The sequence below is a fragment of the Alteromonas sp. ABD4_190 genome, assembly GCF_056160105.1.
Window position 1 is genome coordinate 345,320 of record NZ_JBSWWN010000001.1, and the last position, 25,340, is coordinate 370,659.

General features: G+C 43.7%; 23 protein-coding genes and 1 tRNA gene. 11 read left to right on the forward strand and 13 right to left on the reverse strand.

Features of this window, described 5'->3' with window-relative positions; all coding sequences use genetic code 11:
* Window positions 1-175: 175 nt before the first annotated feature.
* Entirely contained in the window at window positions 176-427 is a 252-nt protein-coding gene (locus ACXAFM_RS01580) for a hypothetical protein (protein ID WP_474832927.1), read from the reverse strand.
* A gap of 175 nt (window positions 428-602) precedes the next feature.
* Between ACXAFM_RS01580 and ACXAFM_RS01585 the strand changes: the two genes are divergently transcribed.
* Window positions 603-1,007: a type 2 periplasmic-binding domain-containing protein gene (locus tag ACXAFM_RS01585; RefSeq protein WP_474826311.1), complete on the forward strand. Its 405-nt coding sequence runs from the start codon at window positions 603-605 to the stop codon at window positions 1,005-1,007.
* 72 nt (window positions 1,008-1,079) lie between these two features.
* On the opposite strand, the gene ACXAFM_RS01590 is transcribed toward ACXAFM_RS01585, so the two are convergent.
* A complete protein-coding gene (locus ACXAFM_RS01590) occupies window positions 1,080-1,988 on the reverse strand; it encodes a LysR family transcriptional regulator (protein WP_474832930.1) in 909 nt (302 codons plus the stop codon).
* A 109-nt stretch (window positions 1,989-2,097) separates the two neighbouring features.
* On the opposite strand from ACXAFM_RS01590, the gene ACXAFM_RS01595 reads away from it, so the two are divergent.
* From ACXAFM_RS01595 to ACXAFM_RS01610, 4 genes are all read left to right on the forward strand, one after another.
* The gene (locus ACXAFM_RS01595; protein ID WP_474832932.1) at window positions 2,098-2,964 is read left to right on the forward strand and encodes a type 1 glutamine amidotransferase domain-containing protein; all 867 of its coding nucleotides are present in this window, start codon (window positions 2,098-2,100) and stop codon (window positions 2,962-2,964) included.
* Between the two features lie 14 nt (window positions 2,965-2,978).
* Entirely contained in the window at window positions 2,979-4,133 is a 1,155-nt protein-coding gene (locus ACXAFM_RS01600; protein WP_474832934.1) for an iron-containing alcohol dehydrogenase, read from the forward strand.
* A gap of 99 nt (window positions 4,134-4,232) precedes the next feature.
* Window positions 4,233-5,339: an NADH:flavin oxidoreductase/NADH oxidase gene (locus ACXAFM_RS01605; protein WP_474832936.1), complete on the forward strand. Its 1,107-nt coding sequence runs from the start codon at window positions 4,233-4,235 to the stop codon at window positions 5,337-5,339.
* A gap of 159 nt (window positions 5,340-5,498) precedes the next feature.
* Complete coding sequence (locus ACXAFM_RS01610) at window positions 5,499-7,385, forward strand: putative bifunctional diguanylate cyclase/phosphodiesterase (RefSeq protein ID WP_474832939.1); 1,887 nt, start codon at window positions 5,499-5,501, stop codon at window positions 7,383-7,385.
* A gap of 103 nt (window positions 7,386-7,488) precedes the next feature.
* Here the strand turns inward: ACXAFM_RS01610 and ACXAFM_RS01615 are convergent, their stop codons facing one another.
* Window positions 7,489-8,160 carry a nitroreductase gene (locus ACXAFM_RS01615; protein WP_474832942.1) on the reverse strand — a complete coding sequence of 224 codons (672 nt, stop codon included), beginning with the start codon at window positions 8,158-8,160 and terminating at the stop codon, window positions 7,489-7,491.
* A gap of 234 nt (window positions 8,161-8,394) precedes the next feature.
* Between ACXAFM_RS01615 and ACXAFM_RS01620 the strand changes: the two genes are divergently transcribed.
* From ACXAFM_RS01620 to ACXAFM_RS01645, 6 genes are all read left to right on the forward strand, one after another.
* A complete protein-coding gene (locus ACXAFM_RS01620; protein ID WP_474832944.1) occupies window positions 8,395-9,897 on the forward strand; it encodes a catalase in 1,503 nt (500 codons plus the stop codon).
* Between the two features lie 242 nt (window positions 9,898-10,139).
* Entirely contained in the window at window positions 10,140-11,669 is a 1,530-nt protein-coding gene (locus tag ACXAFM_RS01625; protein ID WP_474832946.1) for a DUF3369 domain-containing protein, read from the forward strand.
* Window positions 11,666-13,018, forward strand: a complete 1,353-nt coding sequence (locus tag ACXAFM_RS01630) for a sensor histidine kinase (RefSeq protein WP_474832948.1) — start codon at window positions 11,666-11,668, stop codon at window positions 13,016-13,018. Before ACXAFM_RS01625 ends, ACXAFM_RS01630 begins: the two co-directional genes overlap by 4 nt.
* A 139-nt stretch (window positions 13,019-13,157) precedes the next feature.
* Window positions 13,158-14,012, forward strand: coding sequence for an alpha/beta fold hydrolase (locus ACXAFM_RS01635; protein WP_474835541.1), 855 nt, complete (start codon window positions 13,158-13,160; stop codon window positions 14,010-14,012).
* 91 nt (window positions 14,013-14,103) lie between these two features.
* Window positions 14,104-14,916 (forward strand): helix-turn-helix domain-containing protein, encoded by an 813-nt coding sequence (locus tag ACXAFM_RS01640; RefSeq protein WP_474832951.1) that lies wholly within the window; start codon window positions 14,104-14,106, stop codon window positions 14,914-14,916.
* Window positions 14,917-14,964: 48 nt separating this feature from the next.
* Complete coding sequence (locus ACXAFM_RS01645; RefSeq protein ID WP_474832953.1) at window positions 14,965-15,417, forward strand: carboxymuconolactone decarboxylase family protein; 453 nt, start codon at window positions 14,965-14,967, stop codon at window positions 15,415-15,417.
* Between the two features lie 339 nt (window positions 15,418-15,756).
* Here the strand turns inward: ACXAFM_RS01645 and ACXAFM_RS01650 are convergent, their stop codons facing one another.
* The 10 genes from ACXAFM_RS01650 to ACXAFM_RS01695 form a co-directional block, all read right to left on the reverse strand.
* A complete protein-coding gene (locus tag ACXAFM_RS01650; protein ID WP_474832955.1) occupies window positions 15,757-16,458 on the reverse strand; it encodes a hypothetical protein in 702 nt (233 codons plus the stop codon).
* Window positions 16,459-16,594: 136 nt separating this feature from the next.
* Window positions 16,595-17,014, reverse strand: a complete 420-nt coding sequence (locus tag ACXAFM_RS01655; protein WP_474832957.1) for a hypothetical protein — start codon at window positions 17,012-17,014, stop codon at window positions 16,595-16,597.
* 57 nt (window positions 17,015-17,071) lie between these two features.
* Window positions 17,072-17,536, reverse strand: a complete 465-nt coding sequence (locus ACXAFM_RS01660) for a ribonuclease H family protein (protein WP_474832959.1) — start codon at window positions 17,534-17,536, stop codon at window positions 17,072-17,074.
* A gap of 16 nt (window positions 17,537-17,552) precedes the next feature.
* Window positions 17,553-18,290 carry a hypothetical protein gene (locus ACXAFM_RS01665; protein WP_474832962.1) on the reverse strand — a complete coding sequence of 246 codons (738 nt, stop codon included), beginning with the start codon at window positions 18,288-18,290 and terminating at the stop codon, window positions 17,553-17,555.
* 4 nt (window positions 18,291-18,294) lie between these two features.
* A complete protein-coding gene (locus ACXAFM_RS01670; RefSeq protein ID WP_474832965.1) occupies window positions 18,295-19,056 on the reverse strand; it encodes a hypothetical protein in 762 nt (253 codons plus the stop codon).
* A 1,266-nt stretch (window positions 19,057-20,322) separates the two neighbouring features.
* On the reverse strand, window positions 20,323-20,886 hold the full coding sequence (locus ACXAFM_RS01675; RefSeq protein WP_474832968.1) for a recombinase family protein: 564 nt from the start codon (window positions 20,884-20,886) through the stop codon (window positions 20,323-20,325).
* A gap of 457 nt (window positions 20,887-21,343) precedes the next feature.
* A complete protein-coding gene (locus ACXAFM_RS01680; RefSeq protein WP_334037609.1) occupies window positions 21,344-21,943 on the reverse strand; it encodes a hypothetical protein in 600 nt (199 codons plus the stop codon).
* A gap of 117 nt (window positions 21,944-22,060) precedes the next feature.
* Window positions 22,061-23,434 (reverse strand): tyrosine-type recombinase/integrase, encoded by a 1,374-nt coding sequence (locus tag ACXAFM_RS01685; RefSeq protein ID WP_474832972.1) that lies wholly within the window; start codon window positions 23,432-23,434, stop codon window positions 22,061-22,063.
* Window positions 23,435-23,593: 159 nt separating this feature from the next.
* A tRNA-Pro gene (locus tag ACXAFM_RS01690) sits at window positions 23,594-23,670 on the reverse strand.
* A 136-nt stretch (window positions 23,671-23,806) separates the two neighbouring features.
* The gene (locus ACXAFM_RS01695; RefSeq protein WP_474832973.1) at window positions 23,807-25,243 is read right to left on the reverse strand and encodes an SLC13 family permease; all 1,437 of its coding nucleotides are present in this window, start codon (window positions 25,241-25,243) and stop codon (window positions 23,807-23,809) included.
* Between the last annotated feature and the right edge of the window lie 97 nt (window positions 25,244-25,340).

Consider the following 25,340-nt stretch of genomic DNA (forward strand, 5'->3'; position numbering starts at 1 on the left):
TTTTCGTTCTAACGGGCTCACGCGCTACTTTATAAATTTAGGCAATTTTTAAATTTAGGCAATTTTTGTGGCAGTGCAAATTGCCCAAACGATTAATTTTTGAAAAATTTCCGAAAAACAAAAATAGTAACTTACTTGTACGTTACGACACCTTTTTTGAAACCTTGTCACAATCTCACTTCATATGCACTTTACCGCCCACTATTTTAAGCGCGGGAGCGCCACGTATCATTGCACTCCTAGCAAACTGTGCATTACAGGAGGGGCAAATCCCTTCTTCATTTGTGTAGTCTTCAACAATGCGTTCTTTGAAGCATTTCACCAACGCGCCCTTTCCACCTTTTCGGTATTTAAGCAGTTGCTCCCGACATTTGGCACAAAATATCTGAACGGTTCTAACTGGTCCTTTTGCATTGGGTTTAGCCATAAGTGTATGTGTGCTCCTTATTGTAAAATTCATCTTTTGTTGAAGTGCGACAAATTACAAATCTTGGTTATAATTTAGGGAGGGTGATGTGCCCTATGGTAACCACGACTCTGCACTGGACTATAAATAAGCAGGTAAACTCAGTTTGCAGAGTGACGATTGAAGGTAATATTCAATGAAGATAATTGCAGCTCTGTTTTTTATTCTATCGGCACCACTTTATGCGGGTACCGCCGTAATCGTTAATGCCAGCAACAACACAGGTATAGATATCGACACAGTAAAAAAGATTTACTTAGGAAAAGCAAAATCGTTCCCCGACGGCACTCGTGCAATCCCACTGACATTTGAGCAAGGCAATACTGTTAGAGACGCTTTTAACAACAGTGTGTTAGGAAAATCAGAATCTCAATACTCTGCATTTTGGTCGAAGCTTGTGTTTACCGGCCGTGGCACCCCACCTGAAATGATTGCAACAGAAGACGAAATGTTAAAGTTAGTTGCGACTAATCCAAATACAATTGGCTTTATCGATGAGAGCAAAGTCGACGGCCAAGTTAAGGTTGTTGGTACATTTTAATTTCAACATCCCCATGAGCTTTTTTTAGTTCAGTGCGACATGACTTTTTGTCTGGCGCACTGAACAAAATAGCTAGTCGGGATAGCCAGATAGATAGTTAATATTTGCGAATGCCATTATAACGTCTTTTGCAAAGTCTACTCTAGGGTGTCGCAGCGCACCTTTCTTCCATACCAAGTAAATCTCGTTTTCAGGCCCACTTTTTCCAAGTGAGACGAGCTCACCTTTAGCAATCGCTTCTTTGCAAAGGTAATCAGGTAATACCGAATAGCCTATCCCTGCTTTGATAATGCTGCTAATCGCACGAATATCTGGACATATTGCAGCTACAGGTGACTCGCATGGTGCATTGAACACTTCTGAGAAATACCGGCGAATAAGCGGTAGTTGCTCGTCATAGCTCACAACTTTGTGCTGATTCAATAATGACGCCGTTATCTCTTTATCAGCAAGTAATTTACCTTGGACTCGGTTCATCACCAATATCAAACGCTCTTTATCTAACATCTGATATTCATACATAGCGTCTGTTGGCTCAGATGCGGTGATGGCAAGTTCAGCGATATCATCTTCCAACAATTGATAGGTGTTATTTTTATTTCCCGTATGAATAACCAAATTTACCTTGTCAGCTTGTAGTAAGTTTGCGAGCGCAGGGCCCGCAACAAAACTCAAATATTCCGCAGGCCCTGCTAGGTGTAAGGTGCCGTGATCCGTTGATGCTCGGCTTCGGATAGACGCTACTTTTTGTTCCAATGTATCTATGTGGCTAGCTACCTGTAGCGCTAAATCATCAGCAATCGCCGTTGGCTCTACGCCTCTCGCTTTTCGCACAAACAATTCTTTACCGACAATATGTTCCATTGCCTGAATATGTGAGGTTACTGCTGGCTGAGACATATGAAGCCGCGCTGCTGCACGTGTTATGTTGCCGCTTCGATAAACTTCTACAAAGGTTTTTAGCTGTGTTAGGTAAGACATAATTCTCCACCCATCAGATTTATGATGACTCACCATAATTTATCTGACTTCTGCTTTTAAACCAACAACTCTAAGATGCATACACTTTCAAATGCGACAGGAAAAGCACATGAAAAAATCATCATCAATTCTATCACTTGCCATTATCGCTGGGTTATCACAGTCGGCTTATGCCGCAGACGCTCTTTCATCAAAAGCAAGTAAAGGCGAAGTGCTTGTTTTACTTTCAAGCGAAAATGTAATGCAGTTGGCAAAGGGCAAAACAGAGCCTACAGGTTACTACCTTAACGAGTTTGGCGTGCCGGCAAAGGCATTGGTAGATGCCGGCTACAAGCTAGTATTGGCCACACCAAAAGGTAATGCGCCTGCAGTAGATAAAAAGTCTGTTATTCCACAATATTTTGATGGCAGCGAATCACAAATGCGAGATATTCAAACGTTTGTTGCGTCGATAGATGGTATTAACGACACATTGTCACTAAGCGAAGTTATTGCACAAGGGCTTGATGAATTTGAGGGTGTATTCATTCCAGGTGGGCACGCGCCACTTATCGACTTAGCAAACAACCCTCAAGTAGGCGAGATTTTGTACCACTTTCATAATGAAGGAAAACCCACTGCTGCAATCTGCCATGGACCAATCGCCCTACTTTCTGGGCAATCTAACCCAAAGGCATTCGAACTGGCATTGAAATCCGGTGAGCAAGCCACATCTGACAGTTGGATTTATGAAGGCTACAAAATGACAATCTTCTCGACACCGGAAGAAGAATATTTTGAAAGCACCTTAGATGATGCAGCTTTATTGTACTACCCAGCTGACGCAATGGCGCAAGCGGGTGGAAACTTGGAATACAAAGAGATGTGGGCGCCTAATGTAGTAGTAGACCGTGAACTGATTACAGGCCAAAACCCATTTTCCGATGAACTGCTGGCTGAAAAACTTTTACAGCAGCTAAACTCACAATCTAATTAAGGACAGGCAACGAAATGCTTAATTTTACATTTAAAAATCAAACCGAAATCTTATTCGGCAAAGGTCAACTAAGTGAAGTGTCTTCACGTTTGCCAGAACAAGCAAAAGTCCTCTTTCTATACGGCGGCGGTTCAATTAAGAAAAATGGTATTTACGACAAAGTAAATACCGCGCTAGAAGGCGCAGAAGTTATTGAGTTTCAGGGCGTTGAACCCAACCCAGAATTTGAAACGCTTATGAAAGCGGTGAGTGTAGCTCGCGAAAACAGTGTGAACTTTATTCTTGCTGTGGGCGGCGGAAGTGTTATCGACGGCGCTAAGTTTGTTGCTGCAGCCGCTAACTTTGAAGGCGATCCGTGGGACATACTTGTTAAAGGCGCCGCGTTTGAAAACCCGCTACCTATTGGCGCAGTGCTTACATTGCCAGCAACAGGCTCTGAGAGTAACGGCAACTCGGTAGTAAACAGAAAAGAGACGTCACAGAAACGCGCGTTTTCATCGGAAACAGTACAGCCTGTATTTGCTGTGCTCGACCCTGAGTTCACGTATTCACTACCGCCTCGTCAGGTTTCTAATGGTGTGGTCGATGCATTCGTACATGTCATTGAGCAGTACCTAACTTACCCAGTAAATGCGCCGCTTCAAGACCGTTTTGCAGAAGGTATTTTGCAAACCCTAATTCAAGAAGGACCTAAAGCCCTCGCAACACCTGAAGACTACGACGTTCGTGCAAATGTAATGTGGTCAGCAACTATGGCGCTTAACGGTTTAATCGGTAAAGGTGTACCACAAGACTGGGGTACTCACATGATTGGTCACGAACTAACAGCACTACATGGCTTAGATCACGCTGCAACTTTAGCCATTGTTTTGCCATCGTTGATGTTCGTGCAGCGCGACAAGAAGCAGGAAAAAATACTGCAGCTAGGCGAGCGCGTCTTCGGTATTCAAGAAGATGACAAAGAAAAGGCTATCGACTTGACCATTAAAGCCGTGCAGGACTTTTTTGAAACCATGCAGGTGAAAACCCGACTATCAGACTATGACATAGAAAAGTCTGCAATTGATGGGCTTATCGCCAACCTAGAGAGAAATGGCCTTACCGCATTGGGTGAGCATGGCGACATCGACCTTGCTAAGGCGCGCGAGATTCTTACGTTAGCGGCATAAGCCCAATCCCTCATGTGACCAGAAGCGCACATGCCTAAAAATAATAGCACCCAATGTTAGGTTGGGTGCTAGCTATTCTCAATGTTGAAAGAGAGAAATATGACTGCTTTATTTGAACAATTTTCTTTGAAAGACGTGACCCTTCGCAATCGTATTGCCGTGCCCCCTATGTGTCAGTACTCGGCCGAAGACGGTTTTACTAATCAGTGGCATGAAGCTAACTACCAATCATTTGCACGAGGTGGTGCAGGACTTGTCATTGTTGAAGCCACTGCCGTTTCACCAGAGGGTCGAATTACGCCAAACTGCCTTGGCATTTGGAAAGACGAACACGTAGACGGATTGAAAAACATCGCTGATCGCATAAAAAGCCAAGGCGCTGTAGCAGGTATTCAAATAGCTCATGCCGGTCGCAAAGCCAGTGCTAACCGCCCTTGGGAAGGCGATGATCATATCCAGCCTACCGAAGAAAACGGCTGGCAGCCTATAGGCCCTTCTGCTGAAGCATTTGGTGCACATTTACCTGTTACCCCAACGGAAATGTCTAAAGCCGATATTGAACGTGTTAAAGCTGACTTCGTTAAAGGCGCAGAGCGAGCCCTTGAAGCTGGCTATGAATGGCTTGAACTTCACTTTGCTCACGGTTATCTAGCTCAAAGCTTTTTCTCGAGACACGCCAACAAGCGCACCGACGAATACGGTGGCGACGCCCAAGGCCGCGGTCGCTTTTTGTTAGAAACACTCAATGCAGTGCGAGCAGTGTGGCCTGAAAATCTCCCGCTTACTATTCGCTTTGGCGTTATTGAGTACGATGGTAACGACGAACAGACGCTTAACGAATCTATTGAGCTTATAAAGCAGTTCAAAGAAATTGGCGCTGACTTTGTAAGTGTTAGCGTAGGTTTCAATACGCCCGATGCGAACATCCCATGGGGACCCGCTTTCCTAGCACCTATTGCTGAACGCGTTCGCGATGAAGCTGGTATTCCCGTAGCTACCGCTTGGGGTGTAGATACACCGGAACTTGCAAACGATACCGTTAAAAATGAACAGCTCGATGTAGTAATGGTAGGCAGAATGCACCTTACCAACCCACATTGGACTTACTTTGCTGCAAAACAGCTTGGCGTTGAGAAACCGTCTTGGGTAATGCCCGCGCCATACGCACACTGGTTGGAGCGCTACGCGCCGTCTGACGAGAGGTAGCCCCCCGATTTAGACAGTAAAACAGAGCGTTTTACTGTCTTTCTTTAACTCCATACATTATTCGCTCTAATTTACATCGTAATACATAGACTTATATACACTTGCTTTTTATAAGGTTAAGTTTAAAGTTGACATTCACTTACTTCAAAAACTTAGCGAATGAAGGCTGGCAAAATACTTTCCCCATCTTTAGACACAGATGACCTGATAACAATTAGAAGGCATCGCGTTACTCAAATAAGTACAGTGACATGCTTTGGGCTGTTTATCTCATTATTCGCTGCTAGAGACATCACCTTCGATATAATGCTCGTAGCGTTAGCAGCAATGTTTACTGCGGCAATACTCGCTTACAAACATTTTGTTGTCGCCAGCAGTTACCTACTTTTAGTCGCACTGTCGTCTATGCTGTTTGCCCTATCAGCAACAGGTGCAGGCACTTTCGATATCGCTATGCTTGGCTATCCAGCCATTATCATTTTTGCGGCTCTACTCGGCGGCATTGGGCTCTTTGGCACGGTGTTATCTCTCGTATTAGTGCAATGTATTATTCTTACATGGTTCGTTATGAAAGGCGTCATTACGCCCAATACGCCTAAATTAACGTGGTCTCATTTAACTTTTATTATGATCATTTTTGTGATCACAGGGTTCTGTGTGTTCATACTTGTGCAGGATATTCGTCGGCTTATGACATCACTGCAACTTGAATACACAAAGGTTAAGAAAAATAGAGAGCATATCCAGTACTTAGCTCACCATGACCCACTGACAAACTTACCCAATAGGCTCTTGGGAGAACGCTTATTTAACGAAAAACTAACGCAAAGCGAAGCTAATGGATTGCATTTGGCGCTAGCTTTTATCGACTTAGATAATTTCAAACCTGTAAATGATGCGCTAGGTCACTCCGCTGGAGACCGTTTCTTACAGCATATTTCTCAATTAATAAATGAGAAGCTTTCTGACGATGAATGTCTTATTCGATTCGGTGGTGACGAGTTTATTGTGCTTGCCGCAAACATTACTGACCGCAAGCACATAGAAACCTTGTGCGAGCGTTTAATTGAGTGGTGCTCTTCTGAGTTTGAAGTATTTCAAACTAACATAGTGGTTTCAGCCTCAATTGGCGTAGCAGTAGCACCAAAGGACGGAGCCAAGTTCAAACAGCTATGTAGAAAAGCAGATGTAGCCATGTATGAGGCCAAGCGAAATGGTAGAAACCGCTTTGAATTTTACGATGTGAAGTTTGACGAAGAAAGCGATGAAAAGTTTTCGCTGATTCAGCGGCTACGACCTGCTGTTCTTGCCAACCAATTTGAAGTGTATTACCAGCCCCTGATTGATTTAAAGTCTGGCCAGATTTGTTCGATTGAAGCATTAGTGCGCTGGCCACAAGAAGATGGGTCACTAGTGTTTCCCGATAAGTTTATTCCATTGGCAGAAAGTAGCGGGCTCATCAACCCATTAGGTGAATGGGTGCTAATTCAAGCATGCCTTTTCTGCGCTAAACTGCATCGCAATGGACACAGTGAAATATCGGTTGCCGTTAACTTGTCATTCGCACAGTTTAAAGACGGAACCCTTCCCAGCATTGTAAAGCGCGCACTAGATTTAACACAACTTAATCCCGAATTTTTAGAACTTGAGCTTACTGAATCAATTCTCGCTGACGAAAACGGAAGTATTCCTGAGCAGCTTGAGAAAATAAAAAATCTTGGTGTTCAATTTGCTATCGACGACTTTGGCACGGGTTATTCCAATTTAAATTACCTTCGTAAATTCAATGCGCACAAGCTTAAAATAGACCGAATTTTTATTAACACATTAGGTCTTGACGAGGACGATGTTCCATTGGTTTCAGCAATCATCAATATCGCGGAAAGTTTGGGAATGGTGACTGTTGCAGAAGGAATTGAACATGAAGCAGCGCTCAGAAAGTTAGAGGAAATGGGATGTGACGTTGGGCAAGGTTTCTATTGGAGTAAACCTGTTCCCGAAAAACAGATTGAAGCACTTATCGCATCGCAATCTTACGCTTTATAAGGCTTTGCCACACTTTGCTTCAATCACTGTTCTTTGCGCTTTAGCGACTTACATTAAAAATAAAAAGCCGTTTGAAAAACCATCAATTTGAAAAATTCATTGTTTAAAACCCGTGATACGTCACAAACTCTTCGTTATCGGCGCGGGTCGATCGAACGTCGTTTGCTGGAAAATCAGGGTCTGGATAGCCTAGTGCTATACAAATCATAATGGCTTCATCATCAGGGATGTTAGCGTACTTATGTACCACTTCTGACTGCATTATGCCCTGCCCATTTATTACGCAACCAAGCCCTAAATCCCACGCTGCGAGAACAATACCGTAGGCCAAAGAACCCAAGCCAAACTGTGTTATGCCCGCAGGCTCTAAAGACTTGTCGTAAGTAAGCACAAGAGATACCGGCGCATCAAATTGCCTAAAGCCTCGCATCATCCAATCCATACGCTTTTCTTTGTCTTCACGGGCTATGCCCATTACATCGAATAATTGTATAGCTACATCAATTTGACGCTGACGATGAATACCCTCGTAGTCCTCTTTATAAGGAAAGTCTCGAACGTGAGGCTTACCCTCCAATGTGTTTTTGGTGTTGCCCTCGCGAATCTTGTCTAACACGTCGCCTGTTACTGCGTGTATTTTCCATGTTTGCGTGTTATATGAAGAAGGCGCCCATTTGGCCGCATTAATTATTTTATCTACCGTTTCTTTGGTAACTGGTTGCTTTGTAAACCCGCGAACGCTTTTTCTTGATGCTGCAAACTCTGCAAAATTCATGAACTTCCTTAACACATTAAATAGCTCTCGAAATGTTAAAATAGAGTAAACAGGAGTAGTGCTCGCTTCAATAGACTTATCAACGAATTAGGATTGTTTGTTTTTATAGATATATATAGAAGTTTATAAACCCTTTCGGTCAGCAACCCGTAGCAACTGCAAGTCATGAGTCAGACGCGCATGGTGTTTATGGAAGTTTGGCTTTTAAAAGAAGCATGTGAAAGGAGTTTTAAAATGGCTAAGAAACCGCAGTTAACCACCTCGGCAGGTGCCCCTGTAGTAAGTAATGAGACCACAAAAACCGCAGGAGAGCGCGGCCCCGCACTCTTACAAGATTATCAACTCATTGAAAAGTTAGCCCACCAGAATCGTGAACGAATTCCAGAGCGCGTGGTACACGCCAAAGGCTGGGGAGCACAAGGCACATTTACGGTCACTCACGACATTACCGATTACACTTGCGCCGATTTATTTTCAGAAGTTGGTAAGCAAACAGAAGTACTTAGCCGCTGGTCTACGGTAGCGGGCGAGTCTGGTGCAGCTGATACCGAACGTGATGTACGCGGCTTTAGCCTGAAGTTTTACACTGAGCAAGGCAACTGGGACATGGTAGGTAACAACACCCCTATCTTCTTCATTCGCGATGGATACAAATTCCCTGACTTTATCCGCACGCAAAAACGTCACCCGAAAACAAATCTACGCTCGCCGGAAGCTATGTTCGACTTTTGGGCCGCACAGCCAGAAAGCGTTCATCAAGTCACTATTTTAATGTCTGATCGCGGCATTCCAGTGTCGCCAATGCACATGAATGGCTATGGCAGCCACACCTTTAGCATGTGGAATAAAGAAGGCAAACGTCACTGGGTGAAATTTCATTTTAAAACTCAACAAGGCATTAAAAATTACACCAATGAGACCTCTGAAAAGATCATTGGTAGTACCCGTGAGAAATATCAGGAAGAGCTGTACAACGCCATAGAAGAAGGTAACTTTCCTAAATGGAAGATGTACATTCAGGCTATGCCAGAAGAGGAAGCCGGACAGCAAAGCTATAACCCTTTTGACCTAACCAAGGTTTGGCCGCACGACGATTATCCGCTGATAGAAGTCGGCGAGTTAGAAATGAACAAAAACCCGGAAAACTATTTCCAGATGATTGAGAACGCGGCATTCAGCCCTTCGAATGTTGTGCCGGGCATTGGCTTTAGTCCCGACAAAATGCTTCAAGCACGTATTTTTTCGTATGCCGACGCACACCGCTACCGCTTGGGCACGCACTATGAAGCACTACCTGCTAATGCGCCCAAAAATAGCAAAGTAAACCACTATCATAAAGACGGCGCTATGCGCTTCTTTACCAATGATTTCGGTAACCCAGACGCTTATTATGAGCCAAACCAACATGAAGGCCCAGTCGCAGACTTTTCCGTAAAAGAGCCACCACTTCGTATTGATGGTGATGCCGACAGATATCATCAAGATGATGTTGATGTCGATTATGTGCAGCCGCGTAAGCTGTACGAGATGTTTTCTGATAAACAAAAAGAACGGCTTTATAAAAACTATGCTGCAGCTATGGGCCCATGCTCTGATAGCGTTAAAAAACGCTGGTACGCTGTGTTAGAAAAAGTTCATCCAGACTACGCTGCAGGCGTACAAAGTGCAGTAGAAAGCTTGGACACTGATGTAAACACGGTACCTATTACCGAAAATACACCTATTGAAGACAACTAAACCTGCTTCTAGTGATTTAAACTATATCTCCAAGTTGGTATCTATTGCGGGTATCAACTTGGTTCGCAGCCGGGCAATGTCAACAAACCTTTATTGGTTCAACCCTATCTCGCTAATCCAACAGCAGAGTTTTGTCAACAAATCCACACCATTCAACTTTAGAACAAATCTTATCTCGAAAATTTGCGATATTGTATTTTGTGGCTTACGTTTAAACCATACAATTGTTTTTAGCGCTGTGTATGTCGTTATTCAAAAAGTCAAAAATTGAACAAAACACCCCTCGTTTAGCCCCATGGAAAATAGCCATTATCGATGATGAAGAAGGCGTCCACGAAGTTACCAAATTAACGCTTCGCAAGTTTAGTTTTGAAAAGCGTGGTGTAGAGTTTTTATCAGCTCACAGTGGAGAAGAAGGCTTAGCGCTTTTGAAAGCTAATCCTGATATCGCACTTGCGTTTGTTGATGTAGTAATGGAAACCGACGATGCCGGCTTAAAGCTAGTAGATGCTATTCGCAACGATCTCAAAAATCACGTCACTCGATTAATATTGCGAACAGGCCAGCCAGGGCAAGCCCCTGAAGAGGATGTTATCAGACGTTATGACATTAATGACTATAAAGCCAAGACAGAACTCTCCTCGCTAAAGTTAAAATCATGCGTTTATACGGCGATTCGCTCTTATCGCGATATACAAACTATCGAAAAAGGCAAACGGGGTATGGAAGATGTACTGAAATCATCCTCCTCTGTTTTAGCAAGTCAGTCACTAGCGCAATTTGGTACCGCTGTTCTGAAACAAACGCTCACCCTTCTTAATTTAAACAACTCAGTGCTTTACCTTTCAACACAGCACACCGATTTATATGGCGACACCAGCATGACAGTTTTGGGTGCAAGCGGAGACCTTGTTGGACTGTGTGAACCTGGTATTTCCACCCGTATTCCCGAATCGATTGAAGAACAAGTTAAAAGCGTTCTGGCCAAAAAAGCGCACTTCCAAAGCGACAACGTATTTATTGGTTATTACCCCACTGGTGAAAACAGCCATAATATTTTATACGTTAAACTCGACCAGCCTCTAGATGAAATGCAACGAAAGACATTAGAAATGTTTGCATCTAACGTGGCGGTAATTTTCCAAAACCTTACACAAAAAGAAGATATACAAAAAACGCAGAAAGAACTGATCATGGTGCTTAGCGATGCCATTGAAATGCGCAGTAAAGAAACCGGGGGGCACGTAAGACGCGTTATCCTAATGACAGAGTTTCTTGCTGAAAAGCTGCATATGAGCAAAGAGTTTATTGAAACCATCCGCTACTCTGCAGCCCTTCATGATGTAGGTAAAATTAGCATACCCGAAACCATATTGCATAAACCTGGGAAACTCGACCCCGATGAGTGGGAAATTATGAAAACCCACGCTCAAAAAGGTTACGAACTACTTGCAGATTCTGACCGGATTGTCGCCAAAATGGGCGCAATTATTGCCAAAACGCACCACGAACGCTGGGACGGTAAAGGCTACCCTGACGGCTTGGCTGGCGACAATATACCAGTGGAAGGCCGTATTATGGCGATTGTTGACGTTGTCGACGCCCTTCTATCCAAACGATGCTACAAACCTGCATGGAGCGTTGATGAGGTTAAAGCTTATCTTCAGGAGAATGCAGGTAAACAATTCGACCCGTTAATTACCCATGTAATGCTAGAGCACTTCGACAGAATATTAGAAATCCGTGCAACAGAACCGGACGAAGATGAATGAAAGAGAAGTTAGAGTTAATTTTACTGCGCGTTAGCCAAAGCCCTGACATTGATAAAGGCGAACTGGATGTTGCTTCAAGACTTATTATCAACTCTATGTGCGAAGGCTTGGAAATTACTCGGGCAGGCATTTGGTTATATGACGAAAACCAAACGCTAGTGCAATGCACACTACTTATAGACAAAGGAAACGATCTCGATAACGAGAGCTTAGTGCTAACCCGAAAGGATTTTCCCCACTATTTTGAAGCGCTCGACTCAGGTAGAACAATTGCTGCCCACGATGCGATAACCGATGTTGCAACTTTTGAGTTTGCTGAAGTGTATTTAACGCCTCTGGGTATAAGCTCTATGCTGGATGTGCCTATTCGCCACCGCGGAAAGATGATTGGGATAATATGTTGTGAGCACCAGGGCAAGGCTCGACAATGGCTTGACGATGAAATGGTTTTTGCTGCATCGCTTGCCGATCTTTACGGGCGTGCGGTAAGTGCTAACGAGCGTGCTGATTATGAGCAACAGCTTATAGAAGCAAACCAGAATCTTGAACAAAAAGTCATAGATCGCACTGCCGAACTTGAGGCTGCCCAAGAAAAGCTTGTTGAATCAGAAAAAATGGCAGCCTTAGGCAACTTGGTAGCAGGTATTGCTCACGAAGTTAATACGCCATTGGGCATTGCACTGACCTCGGTAAGTAACTGCAAGGAAGAGCTCAAAAGTATTTATCAAGATTTCGAGAATGGCGAGTTAACAGAAGAGGGTTTTAAAGACTTTGAAGAGATATGTTCTGAGGGTTTATCACTAGCGGAAGCCAGCTTAATGCGGGCCGCAAACTTAGTACAAGATTTTAAGCGAACCTCTGCGGACCAAACCTCACTAGAAATTGAAGAAATCACGCTAGATGAATATATCCCTAGGGTTTGTAATCCATTGAAGCCTATGCTTCGCAAAGAGCAAATCGAGCTTAGCATTGATGTGCCCTCTGATTTAGTTATCACGACATGTCCGGGCATTATTGCTCAACTATTAACGAATTTAATATCGAACGCTCAGCGTCACGCCTTTGGCCCATCAGTAAATAATGAAGTGAATAAAGTTGCCGTAACCTGCGGCAAAAATGAAAAAGGTATTGTAATAAGCGTTCAAGACAACGGTAAAGGCATTCCTGCAGAACTTCATAAAAAAGTGTTTGAACCTTTTTATACAACGGCCCGCGATAAAGGTGGCACGGGTTTAGGCCTAAATATTTTATACAATCTTGTTCGACAGAAATTTAATGGTGAGATTGATTTGGTATCGTCGCCTGGTGAAGGAACCACGGTAAGAGTGTGTATACCCATTGAGAGTTAGTACTGCGCTAACCTTTCTCCCACCAATTTTCACCTTCACTTACTGACAAGCGCGACATAGTTTAAATGTCGCGCTTACGACAGACCTAAAGCTTCACAATGGGCAAGCTGAGTAAAAAAATTAAATAAGGCTTTTCGTGATGCAACTTTCACAATGGCGTAGCTCAGGCCAATTTCTAAACGTAAATGATCAGCAAATTTTCTACACTACCCAAGGCAAAGGGCCTGTGCTGTTGTTAATTCATGGGTACCCTACTGCGAGTTTCGACTGGGTTAAGTTATGGCCTGCACTTACAAAGAAATTTCACTGCGTAACACTCGATATGTTGGGGTTTGGTTTTAGCACCAAAGCCCCAAAAAAATACAAAGTAAAAGAACAAGCAGCGGTGATAGAAGCAGTAATGAAACATCTTCAAATTACGCATGCTCACGTTCTATCTCACGATTACGGTGATACCGTTGCGCAGGAGTTAATGGCCCGTCAGTTAGAGGGCAACCTCGTGTTTCGTATGGAGTCGCTGCATTTGCTAAATGGCGGCCTTTTTCCTGAAACCCATCAAGCATTGCTTATTCAAAAGCTATTACTTTCCTCTATTGGCGGGCTGCTTATTCCTTTTTTAAACAAAAACGCCATTCGAAAAAGCATGCACAATATCTTTGGCCCAAATACCCCCCCTTCAGACCAAGACATTAATGATTTTTGGTCCCTTATAACTGAAAACAATGGCCACAAATACATGCACTTGCTTTTGGACTATATGAAACAGCGCAAGCAATACAGAGAGCGTTGGGTAGGCGCACTTCAAAATGCCGACGTGCCGGTTCGACTAACCGCAGGCATGGCAGACCCAATTTCTGGTGCGCATATGGTAGAAAGATATAGGGAACTTATACCCAATGCTGACGTAGTTGAACTTGTTGATATAGGGCATTACCCGCAGATTGAATGTGCAGAATTGGTTTCAGAGTCTGTTTGGGAGTTTTTGAGAAAGTAATGTTATGCTAATGCTTTTTAGTTTAATGTAAAATTAAACACCGGTAAGATGGTAAGCAATGCAAAGTGACCGGTGCTATTTTAAGGCCTTTATGAACGCTTCTACCATGAAAAATATCATCCCTGCTGCAAGTTTTAAGCAGATTGATATCGCATTCGTAACGCCAATAAACGCCATTACCAGGTTTGTGCAATGCATCTGGATTGTCGATCTTCCCAAAGGCTCGCCCTCTATTCTGAATGAAAAATTTTACCCCGATGCGGGTGCTAGCCTGACTTTCTATATCGACCAAACTAGCTGTGAAGCAAAACTGTTTTACCACACCGAAGTTTGTGCCATGCCTTGGAAACTGTCCGGCAGGCAAATCAGCATAAGGTTTAAACCCGGCGCGTTAAAACGTCTGTTCGGATTTAAACTCGACGATAGTAAAAACTTGCAAATCGAGTTCGCTGAAGTTTTAGCAAAAGAGCTCGAATCTTATTTAAGCTTACAAGAATATCTAGTAGGAGAAACTATAGATAACCAGTGTTCAGCCATACAAAACTGGCTAGCACATATCATTGAAAACAGTGATACTCGCTTGCAGAAATGGGAGCGTATGCTTTATCAGTCAATAGACTTACTAGTACCCTCGCAGAGTCTTGCCAACCAATACGGTGTAAGTAGAAGAACGATTGAACGCCAATTTAGTGCGAACTTTGGTTTTTCGCCAAACAAACTATACCAGTTTGCACAAATACGCCGGGCTCGAACTATGCTCGGTATTGGCACCAGCCAACTAAGCGAAATTGCTTTAGCATGTGGTTATTTCGATCAAGCTCACTTTACACATGCCTTTCGCACCTTCGCATTAGAAACACCTCATCAATATAGAACGCGAAAGTTGTCGCAAATTTACAATTAGATAAAACTCCAAACGTTTATAGTTCTTCGAAATTTAAAGGAGAGCACTATGAATACTCGCATAAAACAATCTGAATTTTACTCTGACTACCCTCACATTCTTGAACATCTACAAGGTTTGGTTAAACCTTCCGCCGAAAGCGCTCTAAGCCATAAACTATTACACTTAGTCAGGCTGCGCGCGTCACAAATTAATCAATGCGGCTTCTGCCAACATATGCATGCCGACGAAGCGAGAAAATCTAATGAAGATCAGGCAAGGCTCGATGTGCTCTCAGCGTGGAAAGAACTGGATTGTTTTAATAACAAAGAGCGCGTTGCCCTTGCGTGGACAGAGGCATTAACGCTCATTCACTCCTCGCCCATCACTGAGGAGCTTTATAGCACTGTAGAAAATGTGTTTGGGAAACAAGGATTGATAGAATTGACGTCAGTCATACTTCAAATAAACAGTTGGAACCGTATTTCAGTAAGCCTGCAATTTCAACCGACTATCTGTTAATGGTTTTATATATTCTAATATTATTGGGGCAAAGGCTTGATTAACGTTGCACTGTATAAGGGTACGGAAAGGGTACACTTGAAAATAGGAAAGTATTAAAAAGTAGCGTAAGCTATTGAATGGGGTGGAATAAGTTGGTCGGTGTGAGAGGATTTGAACCTCCGACCCCTGACACCCCATGACAGTGCCATTAACACCACCCTACAACCCTTACTTCATGGGATTATCAGCATTTCATGACCCAAAAAGTGACCCGCAAGGTGACCCAGACTTCAGACTTAATCCTGCTCAAATATTTTTTTCATCAACTGGACTGACTGAACAAATATTCAACAACACTTAATACATTTGATAGTACTTCCGGTACTCCTGAACCAAGTCCTGTGATAACTCAAAGTCACCGCTAAGCGCACCTGTTACAGCCTGCTGGTACAACTGCTTTACCTTGGTGTCTTGGTTCACCGCATACGCTACCCAATCAGAGAAGTGGTCAACATCAGACACACCAAGTTCTTCCTCTGCGTATACCGCAAAGTCATCATAGAGTTGCTCAGTTAGTTGCTGCACTTCTCTTGCTGCTCGTTCTAGTGACACTACGTAAGTCTCACTCAGTTCTTGCAGTACATCAGGGCTAAGTTCTTCACCAGCTAACACAGCGGTTACTGACTCAAAGGTATCAGCAGCACCAATGACTTCTTCGATCTGGTTAGCAGTCTCTAGGACATCCGCTTGTGAATATGAGACATCCTCGGACTTGTCTGAGCCAGCCTGTGCGCTTGTCTCAATATCACTATATGAGCCGTTTAGAATGGATTCATCGACAAGACCAGCCTCAATCAAGTGCTGTACTTGTCCGGTAATTCCATTAACTTCAATGATTGAGTCCGGTTGTATTTCTGAGACATGAATTTTCATTCCTGAGCCAGACCGAATATCAGTCACAGCGTTGTCTCCAGAAGACTCAATATGGTTTTCTTGTTCCATCAGTTGTGCTACTTGTTGCTGAGTCTCTGGACATAGTTCTGAGTAATCAATGGTCATAAGTCCTCCATTAATCGGTTGAATTGGTAAAAGTAAACGACCTCCTGAGAGGCGATATAAGATCGTGTTTTAGTGGGTAATAGGATTGCCTTAGGTCAGGCCAGAAGTCTCCTCAGGAGATCGTACAGATCGTTATTTAGTGGCTTAAACTAGCAGAGTACAGGTTAACTACTTTATCAACAGACTGGTAGTTACCATGCAGAATGCCTAACAAAGCGTTATCGAGAATTTCATTCATTTCATCATCATGAAACGCTCGGGTTGAGAGCCACTCTGAGAGCGTGTTTGAATTGGTAGGCTGCACACCTTTAGTCACAGCGTATTCATCAAGCAGTTCTGTAAGGGTAGACAAGAAATCTACCTGAACGTTTAACATCTCGTATGCACTGAGTCCCATTTCATATTTCATGAAGTTTGCAACTTCAGCGTCAACACCACTCTCAATATCAAATAGGTGTGCTATCGGGCTTACAGACTTTGATGCTTTATACGCCGTCATCATCATTTCAATTGCGTTGTCGTTTTGCAGTAAAGGGTTGATAGTTGTGTCAGTCATAAAACGTTTCCTCCAATAATTGTTTCTGTGTAAGTCAGGGAGTGGTTAAGAAAAGTGTTAAGCAGCAGCTTCAGTCGCTAAGTTATCCGCAAGTTCATTGCCATAGATACCGCTATGACCTCGAACCCACTTAACGACAACCATAGGCTTCTCTTGCTTCAGCTTGTCGATACGTTGCCATAGGTCTTGATTGGCTACAGGCTTCTTACTGGCAGTCTTCCAGCCTTTCAGCTTCCACCCTTTGAGCCATTCGTTGTAGCCCTTAGCAATCATTTCGTTGTCTGTGTGGATGATGTCTTTAGGCTCTGCCAGTTCGAGAGCCTTGATGACTGCCAGCATTTCACAGCGGTTGTTCGTTGTTCTAGTTTCGCCTGATTCTGGCTCTACTCGTGCCTTGTAGGTCTCCAAGACCTCCTCTTGGTCATTCAACACGACAACGCCTAAGCCACCGTGTTTACATCCGTTCTGGTTGTTAGGCGCTGCACCGTCAGTAAAGATAAGTCGTGGTGTTTGTTTACTCATATGTATATTCCTCCGATTAATGGGTTAACTGTTTAGCTAGGGCTTGTTGAACCTTGGCTAGTTCTGCTTTGTGGTCGTCAAGACGTTTAAGGCCAACCTCTGCTGAACTGATTTGTCTGTTCATTTCGAGCAAGTGCTTCTGAATCTCACGCTTGAAGTAAGCTTGTGTCTCACTAACTTGCCGTTGTCGTTCAGACTCATTTAGTCCATCCTTGCGATTTATCTCAATAATCTGCTTGTCTCGCTCTCGCTCCATGCTTAAAGCGAAATCAGCTTTAGACTGGTTGCAGTGCTCAATGGTGTCGTTGTACTGAGTAGCGTTAGTTCTGTTAATTGAATCCAGTAACTCAGCACGACGATTAATAAGCTGGTCTACAGTCAGTTCAGGCACAATGTGTTGAGGACGTTCAGCGTTTTCAGGCAAGACTAGGCCACTTGTGATAGTGCTCCAGATGTCGTCTAGTTTCTCTTGACGTTCCTTGTCGTTCAGGAACACAAGAGTCCAGAAGTTAGCCTCAGCCATATCTCTGAAGTCAGCCTTAGCCGTGCTGAAGTTGTCTCGATGTTGTTTCGCTTTGGCTTCAGCTTCTCGACGTTCAATAGCCTCTTGTGTGTATTTAATGCGGTAGTCATCGAACTTAATGCGACCTTGTGCTTCGCTGTTGTACAAGTGACTCAGTAAGTCTTGGCAGATAGCCTCAGCAGCGTTAAGACGGTCTTGTAGTTCTCTAATGATGTCAGCTTGTTTGCTCATGGATTTATCCTCCTAAGTATTTTCGTTCAAGGGATTTAATGGTTTTAATTCGGTTAAGTTGTTTGGCGTGGAAAGGGTTCTTCTCGTGCTTCTCACTCATAACTCGCTTCTGGATGTTGGATAGGTTCAGCTTGTATGTGTAATGCCTAATCCAAAGGCCGAGGTTATTGATTGGCACATGCGATAACTCGAAGATAGGCTCAAGGATGTCTAGCATCTTCAAGGCTCTGTTAGCGTTCAGTCGATAACGCCTCTTTTTGCCTGTCCTTGTGATGTGCTGAGGCATGTTAATCATCCTCACAAGGCTCTTACGGCATACAAAGATTGCTAAGGTCTTCCTGTTAGGGAACAGGTCTTTCTTGAACCAAGCTGCGAGGTAGATACACAACCACTGTTTCATGGTCACATGCCTACCCACTGCTTCAACTGATGCCTTGAGCAGATACAGCAACTGAGAGCGAACTGGTAAATCACCTAGTCGTCTATAAGGTGATAGTGCTTTAAGCTTCTCTGCTTCATCTAGCAGACGACCAAAGGCTTTCTCATAGTGAGTTAAGTCAGCCTCTGAGTACCATTGCTTACCACCGTGAAACGCTTTAGTTAGCTCTTGGTTGTATGAAGCATAGCGCTTAGATAGTGCTGGTGGCTTAAACGTTGGATGACCGTTGTGCAGATTAGCTTCACGGTGTCGCTTACAGTACTTGCCGTACTTAGCGTTATCGATAGGACGAGAACAACCCCACACCTTGCATGTGGAAGTTGTCATAGCGTTAAACCTTGTCAGTTAAGTAATTATGGATACATTCATTCACGATACTGCTAGCGCTTACTTTCACGCCTCTAGTGTCTTGAAGTCGTGCTTGGTACTTCTGGACGGTCTCGAAGTTCTTGCTGGTTAAGTACACGTTGATGCAAGGCTGCGACACAACTTTGTGTGGTTTACCTAGTGCATTCATCGTTAGCCTCCAGCAACTACAGTACGTGATAGTAAGTGGTTAATGTCAGTCATAGTGTTTCTCCTAAAGTTGAAGTTTTGTGAAAATAAATGAATACAAAGACAAGAAGGCTCTCAGGCTGCATGTAGGTATCTTAGGGCTTACCTACAGAGAACCCTCTTGTGGTTGTATTCAGTGAGCGAAAGGGGGCCTAGGACAAGTGCTGGAGGTAGAGCACAAGTCCATAGGCTTAGAAGGATATGAGTAAACAAATCAAGTTAGACCATACACACATGAATCAATCCACATGAGTAAGGGATGACTAAGAGAGTCTTAAAGACTTGCCTCTAGTCCATTAACTAATTGGGTTAATCATTGATATATCCAGTAACGGACTGTCTTTAAGACTAACTAAGAGATACTGGTGTTGGTCTTAGATTTGATGACTTAGAGTTGCCCCCCTTACCCCCCACGTTATGTAGGTAGATAAGGGTGGAAACAATCATCTGTGAACCAGTATCAGCTAGTCCTAGCGTTGGTCTTGAGTTTGAATGACTGGTCACTTGCCCCTGAGCCGTAGCTCACCACCGTGAAGTTAGTGACCGAGTGTTTGTCTTCACGATGTCCTTTGGAATTATCTCTGTTCGTAACTCAGGGAGTTATGCCGTTAGGCACGCTTCCTTTTCTCTTACGTCAGGGAGTCAGCTGTTCAGTTTTTTTCTTCCATATGTCAGGGAGTCATTAACTGAACTTTTTCTTTCATAGGTCAGGGAGTCGTCTAAGCCTTGTTTTTATTGGCCTGACTCAACATTAGATAACACTAATAAATCTAAAGGAATTTAATGGTCATTAGGTCTAACCAAAGGACAAGCGAGAAGTCAGGATACAAAGCTTCATTACAGATCGACAGCGGCTCTTTACGGGCTTTTCTAGGTACAACTAATACGATTGCATTAGGTGGGATAAATCGATCTGAGAGAGCTGCACAGAGCCTCGAACAGTTAAGCGTGAGACTCCGTTATGATAGTGCTGAAGATGTCTTGTAGAGGAGTAGCAGACCACACGAACTATAAGTTTCAGTGATCGAATTAGCTAGGTTAATTACTCTGGTTTATGAACTCACTGATAATCTTATGCACCGCTCCCTTACTACAGCTTAATTCTTCAGCAATCTTAGCCATGCTCAAGCCTTCTTCTCGTAGCTGGTGGACTTTCTCACGGTCTACAGACTTCTTACGTCCAAACTTAACGCCTTTCTCTTGCGCCTTAGCAATACCTTCCATCTGTCTTTCGTAGCGTAGAGACAACTCGAACTCAGCTACAGCAGCAATCATGTGGAACATTAGCTTACCGTGTGGTGTTGTCGTGTCGATACCTTGGTCAATCACAATGAGACCTACGCCTTTATCATCGAGTAACTTCGAGATATTCGCTAGGTCAGCCACAGAACGACCCAAACGGTCTAACTTGGTCACAACAATAGCTTCACCTTCACGCACGTAATCAAGCATCTTCTCTAGTTCTGGACGGTCTGCTGTCTTACCTGAGCGCTTCTCTTGGTAAATCTTTGTGCAGCCTTTCGCCTTCAGTGCGTCTAACTGTACGTCTAGCTTCTGGCCTGTGGTTGATACTCGTGCGTAACCGATAAGTTGACCTGTCATGATAAATCCATCCTGTTCAATAAAGTCTAAAGGTTATATGAACGACATATTAATGAACGGTATTTGAACGGTCAATAGCTAAGTTTATTATCTTTTACTTTGGTGGACGATTACGAACCTGCAAATATCCAGTCTCGTATAGAAATGCAAAATTGCAGTACATGAATCAGAGACCTGTATCTTTAGGGTGATGTGGAAATATCCATAACGAACACAAATCAATCAAAGAACAAGATTGCGCTATGCCTTCGAGAACAACCACTCTTGAAATTTTCAGAGTGAGAATATTGAGCCACCAGCAGAACCTGTGCGTTGTCTTCGTGTTTGGTCAAGATGAACGTTGCGACTGGCTTGAAGATTGTCTTAGCGGTGTTCCTGTGGTGCGTAGAGGCACCCTATGGGGGGGAGTTGAGGCTTCATCATTATCGATTTGGCCTCACAGATTTTTGTGGCAAAACTAATTTGAACTTATAGGGTGGTAACGATTGAGCTTCCTATTAATTAACATATCAGGCGACAACATTGCTTCTAATGCTGGAATCTCGGTTAAAAGCTCTAGTCGTCTATATTGGTCTACCAACTGTTCAGACACCAGCTCCACTCCATTAATGTGCTGAACATAGTCTTTGTCATTATCATCGAACCAATCTTTCTGAAACTCATAGTTATCCCTATGCTGGTCTGTTTGCCACTGAGGTACGTGCACAAATTCTCTAAGCTTCTTATTCAAACGAATAAAAGATTTAAGCTCCGTCATGATTATGCTCTTCATTGGGCCAGTAAACCTAACGTCAGAAGTATTTTCTTCAACATCATGCTCAATACTGCCCAAATATAATACTAGTGCATGAGGTATTCTTCTTGCGCTGGCATGATATACCATTTCATTAATGGTGAATTCTTGTGTATCAAGTCGCTTTAGTAAATTTTGGAGCCGTTCAATATCCTTATTGTATTTCGGCTCAATCATTGGCTTGAGGAAAGCTATAAGCCCTGCCGCTGCGCCTATAAATACAAACACATCTTTTGCATTACTGGCTATTTCCTTTAGTACCACATCTATCTCCTTCATTTTCTTGTTTAGTGGCTAGCTATAAGCAATGTTAACACGTCTCTGGAGTTAACTGTTTTACACTCAAATACAAGAATCTAACTGACTACACAGAAAATTGGGTTATTCAGTTGGTTGATACTGTAACGACTTCAAGCAGTCAGCCTCGTGAATCCTCTCGACATATTGCCACAGTTCGTCCTTGTTCTTATACTTACTATACAAGTTATACGTCAAGGACAACTGCTTGTGCCCTGCTAGTTTCGTAGCGATGTCTTCAGGACAACCCACCTGCTCTAGCGCTGTCGCAAAGTGACCTCTAAACGAGTGTAAGCCTGTCTTGTAGCCTTCCACCTTAGCGAACCCTTTAGTTATCTTACCGAACTTCGACGAGATACTGTTAGCTGCACCTTCAGCACCTATTACAGCTTCACCGATTTCAGGGAACAACCAAGGGCTATCTCCTGCCCTGTCTAAGACCTGAAGCACAAGAGGCTTAATAGCTGGGGATACAGGCACAATACGTTGAGCATTGACTGTCTTACCTTCTCGCACCTCAAAGAACAAGCGTCCATCTACATCAACGAACTGTTCCTTCTGAGCTAGTGCTAGTTCACTTAGTCGTGTACCAAGGAAAGGTAATAAACGAGGTAGCATGTGTAAGGCATACGGATAAGCCCAAGTCGATGTATTAAGCTTCTTGAAGTCAGTCTCAGCGAGAATATGAGTCAGTTCTTCATCAGTAAAGTTACGGTAGTGTTCAGGCTTACTTTTCTTCTTGCTTGCCTCAACCTTACAGTTAAGCCAAGGGTTACCTCCTTGAGCCTTCTCACGACTCAAAGCCCATCGCCAGAGTTCTTGTAGCTTAGACTTGTAGTGTGTAACCGTGTTAGCTGATTTACCTGAACTAAGTAATCCATCAATGAACATTTGAGCCTGACCAGAGCTTACATTGGCTGGTAACTCGTCACGACCTAGGAACACTACAAGAGCCTTAACGTATGTAGCCATAGCTGAGACATACTTAGCGTTCTTCTTGTCCTCTGCCCACTGAGACCATTCTTCTGCAACCTCTTTGATTGTCGGTTGAAACTCTGAAGGAATATCTCCAGACATAGCAGCCTTCCAAGCGGCCTGAACTGCTGGATTAGCTTTGTCCTCTGGATTCTCAATGACAACTTCAAGGTCAGCTTCTTCCATCGGGTGATGGTCTGCACCTTCAACTTTTTCACCTTCACGCTCTACGCGTTCCTTTCTCCACGGTGTGTAGTAGTGAAAGAACTTAGCCTTGTCTGAGTCACCTCGTTTGACGTGTGCTAGTTGCATATCAATCTCAGCGTTAATCGCGTTACGCTTTAAGATTGCTTCGTGATAGCTGTGCGTGTTGAGAGAGTGTTGTATGTAGCTCGACTTGTACTTGTCTTTGAGTAGTACAGGAGTCTTTCGACGATACAACCACAAGCCTGAATCCTGTCTTTTGAGATACTTTTTATCCATCGCTTAAACCATTGCTCAAATAAACAACAACAGAAACTAAAAGTGACCCGAAAGGTGACCCTGTTGGTGACCCAGTTAGGTTACTTAGTTCGTTAATTCGTGGATATTTTTAGAGATGAAACGCTTGTAAGTCAAGCCACTCAAGGGTGAGAGAGAAGTTGGTCGGTGTGAGAGGATTTGAACCTCCGACCCCTGACACCCCATGACAGTGCGCTACCAGGCTGCGCTACACACCGACCGAAAGAGCGAGTAATACTACTCATATTTGTTCACAATGCAACGAGAATTAGCAATAAGCCTGTTTAAGCGCTCAATTGCTAACCATCTATGCAAATTTCTGCATTAAAACACCTAGTTGCACGCTAATTAACATCACGCCAAGGTAACGTAGCACACCGCAGTTACCACTAACGCCACTAGTACGTTCAGCATTATTCCTTCTCTTGCCATTGTTTTTATATCGAACTTTTCCGTTGAATAGGCGATGGCATTGGGTGCGGTTGCTACAGGCAACATAAAAGCACAACTTGCGCTAATTGCCGCAGGAATCATTAGTAACTTAGGGTCAACGCCCACTGCCAACCCCGCTGCCGCCAATATCGGCATTAGCAATGTAGAGGTTGCGGTATTAGAAGTAATTTCTGTTAGAAAAGTTACGAATAAGCAAATGCCTAGTACAAGTAGTAAAACAGGTAAGGTTGCAAGCCCTGTTAACCACGACCCCATCAGCACGCTTAAACCCGACGACATAAACGCTTTCGCAATACAAATCCCACCAGCAAACAGCAGCAGCATTCCCCAAGGAATATCGTTTGCCGTTTGCCAATCAAGCAACTTGTCGCGGTTGCCTTTTGCATCTACTTTGCCGTTATCATTGCCGCTATTGGTGAAAAACATAGCGGCAACACCAGCAACGGCTATGGTGCTATCACTAATAGTGGTCACGCCTATCCAAGCGGTCCAAAAAGGTCTGAAGATCCACGCCATTGCTACCGTACCGAAAATGGCAAGTACTCGCTTTTCGGCCTTCGTCCATGCACTAGGTACAGGCAAATCTATGTGGCCCACTTCTTTAATTCCGCGTGCCAACCACAAGGCCATAATAGGCACACCTAAAATGACTATCGGCACGCCAGTTTTCATCCATTCGATAAAGCTGTATTCAATACCTTGAGTCTCTTCATACACGCTCATAAAGATAATATTAGGCGGAGTGCCAATTGGCGTCCCTACCCCGCCTAAACTTGCTGAGTAAGCAATACCAAGAATAAGGGCCACGCCAAATCGGGGGTTATCGACAGCATTAATAATGGCAATGGCCATTGGCAACATCATTAACACCGTGGCGGTGTTACTAATCCACATACTAAGGACGGCGGTGGTGAGCATAAAGCCCAGTATCAGTTTAAGCGGGCTGCCGCTGCCCGTTACACGCAGCATATAAATAGCAAACCGCTTGTGTAAATTGGCGCGTTCCAACCCCTTTGAAAGCATAAAAGCAGCCATTAATAGAATAATAACGTGGCTTCCGAGAGCAGAGGCGGCTTCGCTGTGAGACAACACACCAAATAGCGGGAATAGCGCGAAGGGTAAAAGCGAGGTAGCGGGAATGGGGAGCGCTTCGGTTACCCAAAGTATTGCTACGAAAAGTGTAATCGAGGCGGTAAATATAATTTCGCTGGGCTGATTCACAGCCCACAAGCCCATACCGCTAAGAACAGAGGCGATAAACGCGAAAAGAATAATGCTGTTCTTACGTGTTGGCTGTCGTTGTAGGGTATCTGAAGAAGGTTCAGGGTTTGTGTGCATTGCGCTTCCCGTTACTAATCGCTTTATTATAAGTGCTAGGGCCTTCGCTTTAGGCCCTAATTATTGCTCTTATATTTTCTATCAGTAATTAGCGGGA